This window comes from Mycobacterium sp. 1245499.0 (genome assembly GCF_001673615.1).
Taxonomy (GTDB): domain Bacteria; phylum Actinomycetota; class Actinomycetes; order Mycobacteriales; family Mycobacteriaceae; genus Mycobacterium; species Mycobacterium europaeum_A.
In genome coordinates this window covers 1-9,062 of record NZ_LZMG01000017.1, presented here as the reverse complement: position 1 = coordinate 9,062, position 9,062 = coordinate 1, and the positions used below count along the sequence as shown (strand labels likewise).

The following is a 9,062-nucleotide window of genomic DNA, read 5'->3' as shown; positions in this document are numbered from 1 at the left end:
TCACCCGGCTCGCGCACCCGGTGGACGGCCGTCGCATTCCCGGATCGCGGTGGGGCATCGACAATCCCGACAGCGTGTACCGGGTGATCCCGATCTCCGGCGACGAGCGCTACGAGATCCACGGCCGGGTCGGCGAGCACCGGATGACCGAGAACTACTTCACGCTGTCGGGATTGTCGATGCCCCACCGCGATCCGGGAATGCGACGGCCGTCCACCGGGTGCGCGAGCCGGGTGATGCAACTGACCTTCGGTCGCAGCTTGTCCTGATTGGACGACCACACCGCCGCCGAGAACATCACCTCGGCGAACGCGTCGTCGAACCGTTCGCGCATCGCCTCCGACGCCTTGGCGCGACCGAGCCAGGTCTCGGCGACCGCGCCGTAGGCGGCCTTGACGGTAGGGTGCTCGATCAGGTCGAGGGCCGCCAGCTCCTGCTCGTGCTGGGACGCCGTCGCGACCGGGTGTTCAGGCATGCGCAGTTCCTCCGATTTGCCGTCCGAAACGCTTGTTGTACAACGTGAATCGCTCATCGACCTGCTCGGGACGCAGGCCGTAGGGCTCCAGTCCGTAAGGCGGCCGCGGCACCTCACGGGGGCGGTGGGCCAGCCAGCGCCGCATCGCGTCCTCGGCCTGCGCGGTCAGCGGCAGGCCGACGGCGTCGTAGACGCGGGCCACCTGGCCGATCGGGTCGGCCACCGCCTCGTCGAACCCGATGTCGGTGACCACGGCATCCTGATCGGTCCAGCCGTCGCGGATCGCCATCGCCCGGTCATTGGTCCAGCCCATCCGCTCCAGCCATTGCGCACCGACCCGGTGCACGTCGACGGCATCGGCGTGCATCGCGTGCAGGGTCGCGTTCAGGCTGGCCCCCGACGCGATGGTGGTGCGCGGGTCGCGATGCATGTGCACGAGGTGCAGGTCGGGGAACTGGGCACGCAACAGATGCAAATACCCAAGGTGCGCAGGGGATTTGAGCACCCATCGCCGGCCGTGGGCGCCCCGCTGCCGTTTCTGCCACTGCAGGAACTGCAGCATCCGGTGCAGATAGCCGTAAGCGGGGGAGAAGTCCTGGTCGTCGAGCCAGGACCGGTACCGCGGCAGGTGCGCCCCCGATTCGGGAACGTGCGACAAGAACGCGTCGGCCAAAAAGACGATCTCCTCCTCGGCCTCCCTGGCATACATCGGGTGAATCGAGAACAATTCGGGCGCCAGTTCGCGGGATTTCGCTTCGCGCGCTTCGCTGATCGCGATCCGCGGATCGGGCGCGTCGGTGAACCGATGGTCCAGGCGCGGCGCGACCTCGACCACCTCCCAGCCGTAGGCGCAGACGAAGCGCGGGTCGGCGGCCAGCAGCCGCTGCAGCAGCGTGGTGCCGCTGCGCATCATCCCGACGACCACGATCGGCGCGGCCACCCGCTCGTCGAGGATCTCCGGGTGCCGGCGGATCCACTCCTGCGCGCGCAGCCGCATCCGCAGGCTGTGCACGATGCCGGACCGCAGGATGTGCACGCCCTGGGCATTGAGGCCGTTGAGGTCGGCGCGGGCATAGTCGGCCAGCAACATCCGCAGCGCTCCGTCGAATTGGCCTGGGCCCCAATCGCTTAGCTCTTCCTTGCGTTGCGCCTCGGCCAGCACGGCGGCCGGGTCGAACGGGCCGTCGGACGCGCTCGCGGATGCCACGGGTCAGAACTTCAGATGCCGGCTGACGTCGCCGACCTGGTCGACGAACATGGTGCGGCTGTCGAAGCGCCAGGCTCCGTCCACGCGGTGGAACGTGTCCTTGTAATGCCCGGTCACGATGACCTGCAGCGGCAGCTCATCGGTGGCCTGCGTGACGCAGTAATAGGACGTGCTCTGCGCGGTCCCGGCCGCCTCGTCGATGTAGAGCTGCACATTGGTCGTGTTGTGTTTGGTCTTCGGGGTGCCGTCCTCGTAGATCCGGGTGGCCATGTCATACATCTCCCGCACCCGGGCGGAACCGGCGAACACCGTCTCGGGCGGGCCGTCCTGGATCCCGCAGATGCGGCCGTGCTCGAATAACCGGGCCACGCCGTCCAGGTCGCCGCCGTCGAGAAGCTGCGCATAGGTGTAGATGAGGTTGGTGATCTCGGTGGCGCTGTCACTCATTGTCGAACCGCCTCGGGAGTTTTCCGCTCTGTTCCGCAACAATGTTGGCAGAACCGGTCCAACTTACATAGAACCGACCATTACTCTGATCGCCGTGACCCTACCGTGGACGCCGAGCCGGCTCGGCAACCTGACCGGCAAACGCGTGATCGTGACCGGGGCAACCAACGGCGTCGGGCTCGGCACGGCGCGTGCGCTCGCCAAAGCCGGGGCGCACGTGATCCTGGCGGTGCGCAACACCGAACTCGGGAAGCAACGCGCCACCGAAATGGGTGGGTCGACCGCTGTGGTCAAGCTCGACCTCGCCGACCTGTCGTCGGTGCGTGCCTTCGCGGATCTGATCGACGGGCCGGTCGACATCCTGATCAACAACGCCGGTGCCCTGACCGACCGGCGCACCGAGACGGTCGACGGCTTCGAGATGACACTGGGCACCAACCTGCTCGGACCGTTCGCGCTCACCAATCTGCTGCTGGGAAGGGTGCGTTCGCAGATCATCAACGTCGGCTCCGACGCACACCGGTCGGCGACGCTGCACCTGGACGACCTGCATCTGCGCCGGCACAAGTGGACGAGGCTGGGCGCCTACGCGCAGTCGAAGCTCGCGGTCATGCTGTGGGGGCTGGAGCTCGACCGCAGGCTGCGCGCGGCCGGATCGCCGATCGTCACGCAGCTCACCCACCCGGGGTGGGTGGCCTCCAACCTGTCGAACCTCGGCGACTCACGGCTGATGTCGCTGGCCCACAAAGGGGTCAAGGTGGTGGCCGACCGGCTGGCCAACGACATCGACGAGGGCGCGGCGCCGACGCTGTACTGCATCAGCGAGCCGATCCCGCCGGGCAGTTACGTCGGGGTCAGCGGCAGGTTCGGGCTGCGCGGCGGCCCGGTGCTGATCGGCCGCACGCCGCTGGCCTGCGATTACGACACGGCCGCGCGGCTGGTGACCTTCGCCGAACGCGAGACCGGCACACAACTGGAGGTGTAGTCATGGGCGACTTCGACAACACGGTGGCCGTCATCACCGGCGCCGCGCGCGGCCAGGGCCGCAGCCACGCCGTGGCGCTGGCCGAGCAGGGCGCCGACATCATCGCCGTCGACATCTGCGCCGACCTCGAGGCGATCCCCTACGCCCTGGGGACCGAATCCGAGCTCGCCGAGACCGTACAGCTGGTCCAGGCGGCCGGTCGCAAGGCGGTGTCCGTCGCCGCGGACGTCCGCGACCTCCAGGCGCTGCAGGCCGGGGTGCAGGCCGGCGTCGACGAGCTCGGCGACATCGACATCGTCGTCGCCAACGCCGGGGTGGTGGCCATCGGCGTCACCGACCCCGAGTCCGAACCGGTGTTCAACACGATCGTCGACACCAACCTCAAGGGTGTGTGGCACACGCTGCTGGCGACGGTGCCCTCGATCGTGCGCAAGGGCCGGGGCGGCTCGGTGGTGCTGGTCAGCTCGTCACAGGGCCTGACCGGCCGCGGTGGCGACGGCAGCGCGGCGATGTTCGCCTACGCCGCGTCCAAACACGGTGTGGTGGGGTTGATGCGCTCGGCGGCGAATGCCTATGCGCCGCACAAGATTCGGGTTAATTCGATCCACCCGAGCGGGGTTGCGACGCCGATGATCCTCAACGATTTCGTGGTGAACCGGATGCTGGAGAACCCCAACCCGGCCCTGTCGCAGACGCTGCTACCCGACGTGCCGCTGGTCGAGGCGCAGGACGTCACCGAAGCGGTGCTCTGGCTTGCCGGGCCGCGATCGCGCTACATCACCGGCGCGGCGATCCCGGTGGACGCCGGCCACGTCGTCATGTGAACAACGGCTGCCGTCAGCCCCGGACGACCTTGCCGGCCTTGATGCAGGAGGTGCAGACGTTCAGGCGCTGCTTGTTGCCGCCCGGGCGGGTGACGACGTGCACGGTCTGAACGTTGGGGTCCCACCGGCGGCTGGTGCGGCGGTGGGAGTGTGACACCGACTTACCGAAGCCGGGGCCTTTCCCGCAGATGTCGCACACAGCGGCCATTGTTCAAGCTCCTCAAATCTCGGGGGTCCGGCAATTCGGCCGGGACAGCCCAGGTTGCACCGGGCACACCTGAGGATACCGACTCCTCCGGCAACCACCAAAACGGTCGTCAGGGGCCGACCCTGCGGTTACGCGCGGTCGCGCCGGTTTGCTGTGCGCTGCAACCCTCTCGCATGGTCGACATGCAGTCGATCACAGTAGGGGCTTTGACCGGGGTGGATGGCGTGCCCGGTCGCTAGGATGACAGCGCCGCCGATGGTCGGCGCGGTCGCTGCCTGTGTCAGGCGCGGACGGCGTGTCGATTTGGCTGAAGTCTTCTTCCCGGCGGTGCCGGCCCGCGCGGAGCTGCGGATGAGGCTGGGAAGCAAATATCGGCAGGTTTGAGGGGAGTGCGCGGGGTGGTTGCGCGCGCCGAAAACGCCGCCGGTCCAGCCCGCGTCGAAAGCCGGCGGGGCTCTCCGGTGGGCGTACGACGGTTGGTCTCGAGGTTGCGCCGGGTGGCGACGGCCTATCTGGTGGTGGCGGCGCTGGGCAGCGTCGCCATCGGAAGCACCTCGGTTAACTGCCCGACCGCCGTGGGCGGCCAGTATGGCGCCGGGCAGGGCGGGGCGGGCCCCAGGGCAGCGGCCGGTGCGACGTGGTGGTGGCAGCCCGATGCGCCTCGTCCTGCGGTGCAAGAGGCGGCGGCCGTGCGCGAGGGCGGCATCCAGCTGCGGCAGGTCGCTTTCGACGGCCGGGAAGTGTGGCCCGACGGACCCGAGGCGATCCGCGGCTATCTCGAGGAGGCGCTGACCCGGATCGGGGTCACCGACGCGGCGGCCCGTGGTCACTGGATCGAGGGCATGATGACCATCGCCGATCACGAGTCGCAGTTTCATTCGGGTGCGATCAACCTGTCGGACAGCAACGCCTATGGGCCTTCCCAGCTCGACGGCGGCCCGCTGCACGCCACGCGGGGCCCGTGGCAGGTGATGCCGGATACCTTCGCGGCCTTTCACCAGCCCGGGACGTCGAACTCGGCGTGGGATCCGGTGGCCACCGCGTGCGCGTCGATGAACTATCAGATGAGCCGCTACGGCGTCAGCCGCGACGGCAGCAATGAGCGCATGTTGGTGGGCCAGGCCAATCCCGGTATCCGGCAGGGCTATTAAACCCGCCTGCGATACCTTCTTGGCCGGAAAATGTGGCGTCGAGGACTACCTCGACCAAATACGTCCGCTACTGTTCGATCTTCCTCAACGGCGCAGAGCAACTGAGCGCAGCGGCTCCGGCGCCCGGCTACGCTGGCGCCCACCGGGGGACTGGTGCGGAGGAGGTGGGTCACACTGGGCACTGCGGATACGTCGCAGGATCGTCTCCTGGACGCGACCACCCTGCGCGACTGGGCGCACACCGCCGTCAGCGACCTGATCACGCACATCGACGAAATCAACCGGCTCAACGTCTTCCCCGTCGCCGACTCCGACACCGGCGCCAACATGCTGTTCACCATGCGTTCCGCCCTGGCAGAGGCCAACGCGGGCGCCGAGGCCGGATCGGGCTGCGTGGCGCGGGCAGCGGCGGCGCTGTCGGCCGGCGCGCTGAACGGCGCCCGCGGCAATTCCGGCGTGATCCTGTCGCAGATCCTGCGGGGCCTCGCCGACGTCACCGCGACCGCGGCCGCCGATGCCGGGGGCGAGCTGTCGCACATCGACGTCGCGATCCTCGGTGCGGCGCTGCAGCGCGGCGTGGAGCTGGTCATCAGCTCGATGGGCGGTGAGGAGATCCCCGGGACCATCGTCTCGGTCCTGCGGGCGGCCGCCCACGCCGTCGCGCAGTGCGCCCGGGCCGGGGACGGTCTGGTGCCGGCGGTCATCGCGGCCGGCGACGCGGCGGTGGTCGCCCTGGAGAAGACGCCCGAACAACTCGACGTGCTCGCCGACGCCGGCGCCGTGGACGCCGGCGGGCGCGGACTGCTGGTCCTGCTGGACGCGCTGCGCTGCACCATCACCGGGCAGGCTCCCGCCCGCACGGTGTACGAGCTGTCGCCGCGGGAACTGCAACCGGAGGCGTCCGCGCAGCGCCCGGCGCCCCACTTCGAGGTGATGTACCGGCTGGACGACTGCGAGCCCGCGGCGGCGGACAGGCTGCGGGATCGGTTGGGGGAGTTGGGCGATTCGGTGGGCATCGCGTCGGCGCCGTCGTCGGCGCAGCGCACGTACTCGGTCCACGTGCACACCGACGACGCCGGCGCCGCCGTGGAAGCGGGCCTGGCGGCCGGGCGGCTGAGCCGCATCGTCATCTCGGCGCTGAGCTCGGGCGCCCCGGGCCTGCCCGCCGGCGGCTGGACGCGGGAGCGCGCCGTGCTGGCGGTGGTCGACGGGGACGGCGCCGCCGAGCTGTTCGCCGGGGAGGGCGCCAGCGTGCTGCAACGCGAATCGACCGGGCACGATCCCGTCACCAACATCAGCGCGCACCAACTGATGCGGGCCATCGTGGACACCGGCGCCGCACAGGTGATGGTGCTACCCAATGGCTACGTGGCGGCCGAGGAGTTGGTGGCCGGTTGCACCGCGGCGATCGGCTGGGGCATCGATGTGGTGCCGATCCCGACCGGCTCGATGGTGCAGGGGCTGGCCGCGCTGGCCGTGCACGAAACCGACCGGCAGGCGGTGGACGACGGCTACACCATGGCCCGCGCCGCCGGTGCGGCGCGGCACGGCTCGGTGCGCATCGCGACCGAGAGCGCGCTGACCTGGGCGGGGCGCTGCCGGCCCGGCGACGGCCTGGGCATCGCGGGCGACGAGGTGCTGATCGTGGCCGCCGATGCGGTCGGGGCGGCGATAGGCCTGCTCGACCTGCTGCTGGCCTCGGGCGGCGACCTGGTGACGGTGCTGCTGGGCGCCGGCATCGACGGCTCCGATGCCAATGCCGGCGCGCTCGGCGACATTCTGGAAGAACACATGCACGATCACCACCCCGGGACCGAACTGGTCACTTACCGCACCGGCCACCACGGTGACGCGCTGCTGATCGGGGTCGAGTAGCGATGGTGTCGCTGGGCGACCGGCTGGACTTCGTGGTGGGAGCCAAGGCCGCCGAATCGCTCGACGAGGTCTTCGGCATCCGCACCGTCGACGCCCTGCTGCGCCACTATCCGCGCAGCTATACGGAGGGCGCCTCGCGGTGGGGTTCCGACGACGAGCGGCCCGAAATGGGCGAGCACATCACCATCGTCGACACGATCGCCGAAACCGAGACGTTTCCGATGAAGAAGAACCCGAAGAAGCTGTGCCACCGCATCACCCTCGGCTCGGGCCGCAGCAAGGTGACCGCGACGTTCTTCAACGCGAACTACTTGAAGAAGGACCTGACCAAGGGCACCAAGGTGATGCTCTCCGGGGAGGTCGGGTTCTTCCGGAACGTCATGCAGCTGACGCACCCGGCGTTCCTCATCGTCGACTCGCCGGACGGACGCAACCGCGGGACGCGGTCGCTGAAGAACATCGCCAACGCCTCGGGCGCCACCAGCGGCGAAGAATTGCTGGATGCCTACGAACGCCATTTCTTCCCGATCTATCCCGCCAGCACGAAATTGCAGAGCTGGGACATCTTTTCGTGCGTGCGCCAGGTGCTCGACGTGCTCGACCCGGTGCCGGATCCGCTGCCCGAGGAGTTGCGCGCGAAATTCGGCCTGATCTCCGAGGACCAGGCATTGCGCGACATCCATCTCGCCGAGAGCGAGCCGCGGCGGCAGCGGGCCCGCGAGCGCCTGACCTTCGACGAAGCCGTCGGTCTGCAGTGGGCGTTGGTGGCCCGCCGCCACGGTGAACTGTCGGAGTCGGGACCGCCGGCGCCGCGGCGCCCGGACGGCTTGGTCACACAACTGTTGGGGCGCTTGCCCTTCGAGTTGACCGCGGGGCAGCGCGAGGTGCTCGGCGTGCTGTCCGAGGGGCTCGCGGCGAGCCGGCCGTTGAACCGGCTGCTGCAGGGCGAGGTGGGTTCGGGCAAGACGATCGTCTCGGTGCTGGCGATGCTGCAGATGGTGGACGCCGGATATCAGTGTGCGCTGCTGGCGCCGACGGAAGTGCTTGCCGCGCAACATCTCCGATCGATCCGCGATGTGCTCGGCCCGTTGGCGATGGCCGGGCAGCTGGGTGGCGCCGATAACGGCACCCGGCTGGCGCTGCTGACCGGTTCGATGACCGCCGCGCAGAAAAAGCAGATCCGCGCCGAGATCGCCGGCGGTGAGGTCGGCATCGTCGTGGGCACCCACGCCCTGCTGCAGGACGCGGTGGAATTCGACAACCTGGGCATGGTGGTGGTCGACGAGCAACACCGCTTCGGTGTCGAGCAGCGAGATCAGCTGCGCGCCAAGGCCCGTCCCGGTGTGACGCCGCACCTGCTGGTGATGACCGCCACGCCGATACCGCGTACCGTCGCGCTCACCGTGTACGGGGATCTGGAAACCTCGACGCTGCGCGAACTTCCGCGTGGGCGCCAGCCGATCACCAGCAACGTCATCTTCGTCAAGGACAAGCCCGCGTGGCTCGGCCGGGCCTGGCAGCGGATAGCCGAGGAGGTCGCCGCCGGCCGTCAGGCCTACGTGGTGGCGCCGCGCATCGACGAGAGCGACGATCCGGGCGATGAGCAGAACGCCAAGGCGCCGGAGACCGCCGAGGGTCTGTACGCCCGGCTGCGCTCCGGGGAGTTGGCGAACCTGCGGCTGGGCCTGATGCACGGGCGGCTGTCCGCCGAGGAGAAGGACGCCGCCATGGCGGCCTTCCGGGCCGGTGATGTCGATGTGCTGGTGTGCACCACCGTCATCGAGGTGGGCGTCGACGTCCCCAACGCCACCGTGATGCTGGTGATGGACGCCGACCGGTTCGGGATCAGTCAGTTGCACCAGCTGCGCGGCCGGATCGGCCGTGGCCAGC

Annotated in this window: 8 protein-coding genes and 1 pseudogene; 5 read left to right on the top strand and 4 right to left on the bottom strand. The window is 69.3% G+C overall.

Translation table 11 applies throughout. The features are described from left to right. Window positions 1-160: 160 nt before the first annotated feature. The 3 genes and pseudogenes from A5646_RS00645 to A5646_RS00635 all read right to left on the bottom strand — a co-directional run. Window positions 161-475 (bottom strand): annotated as a pseudogene (locus A5646_RS00645) (hypothetical protein); the annotation flags it as partial. Beyond that, entirely contained in the window at window positions 468-1,682 is a 1,215-nt protein-coding gene (locus A5646_RS00640) for a sulfotransferase (protein ID WP_067019100.1), read from the bottom strand. The pseudogene A5646_RS00645 and the gene A5646_RS00640, both read right to left, overlap by 8 nt. Before the next feature lie 3 nt (window positions 1,683-1,685). Next, complete coding sequence (locus tag A5646_RS00635; RefSeq protein ID WP_066861998.1) at window positions 1,686-2,129, bottom strand: nuclear transport factor 2 family protein; 444 nt, start codon at window positions 2,127-2,129, stop codon at window positions 1,686-1,688. Between the two features lie 94 nt (window positions 2,130-2,223). Between A5646_RS00635 and A5646_RS00630 the strand changes: the two genes are divergently transcribed. Continuing rightward, window positions 2,224-3,114 (top strand): SDR family NAD(P)-dependent oxidoreductase, encoded by an 891-nt coding sequence (locus tag A5646_RS00630; RefSeq protein WP_066861996.1) that lies wholly within the window; start codon window positions 2,224-2,226, stop codon window positions 3,112-3,114. 2 nt (window positions 3,115-3,116) lie between these two features. Beyond that, entirely contained in the window at window positions 3,117-3,938 is an 822-nt protein-coding gene (locus A5646_RS00625; RefSeq protein ID WP_066877490.1) for a mycofactocin-coupled SDR family oxidoreductase, read from the top strand. Window positions 3,939-3,951: 13 nt separating this feature from the next. On the opposite strand, the gene rpmB is transcribed toward A5646_RS00625, so the two are convergent. Next, entirely contained in the window at window positions 3,952-4,146 is a 195-nt protein-coding gene (gene rpmB / locus A5646_RS00620) for a 50S ribosomal protein L28 (RefSeq protein WP_046185726.1), read from the bottom strand. 497 nt (window positions 4,147-4,643) lie between these two features. Between rpmB and A5646_RS00615 the strand changes: the two genes are divergently transcribed. From A5646_RS00615 to recG, 3 genes are all read left to right on the top strand, one after another. After that, window positions 4,644-5,297, top strand: coding sequence for a transglycosylase (locus A5646_RS00615; protein ID WP_369806895.1), 654 nt, complete (start codon window positions 4,644-4,646; stop codon window positions 5,295-5,297). 174 nt (window positions 5,298-5,471) lie between these two features. Continuing rightward, window positions 5,472-7,172, top strand: a complete 1,701-nt coding sequence (locus tag A5646_RS00610; RefSeq protein WP_067019106.1) for a DAK2 domain-containing protein — start codon at window positions 5,472-5,474, stop codon at window positions 7,170-7,172. Window positions 7,173-7,174: 2 nt separating this feature from the next. Then, a partial coding sequence (gene recG, locus A5646_RS00605) for an ATP-dependent DNA helicase RecG (RefSeq protein WP_067019097.1) occupies window positions 7,175-9,062 on the top strand: 1,888 nt, incomplete at its 3' end.

Bases quoted from the DNA above. Each gene is read 5' to 3' on its own strand.
- A5646_RS00635 (WP_066861998.1), bottom strand. From the start codon at position 2,129: ATGAGTGACAGCGCCACCGAGATCACCAACCTCATCTACACCTATGCG.
- A5646_RS00625 (WP_066877490.1), top strand. From the start codon at position 3,117: ATGGGCGACTTCGACAACACGGTGGCCGTCATCACCGGCGCCGCGCGC.
- rpmB (WP_046185726.1), bottom strand. From the start codon at position 4,146: ATGGCCGCTGTGTGCGACATCTGCGGGAAAGGCCCCGGCTTCGGTAAG.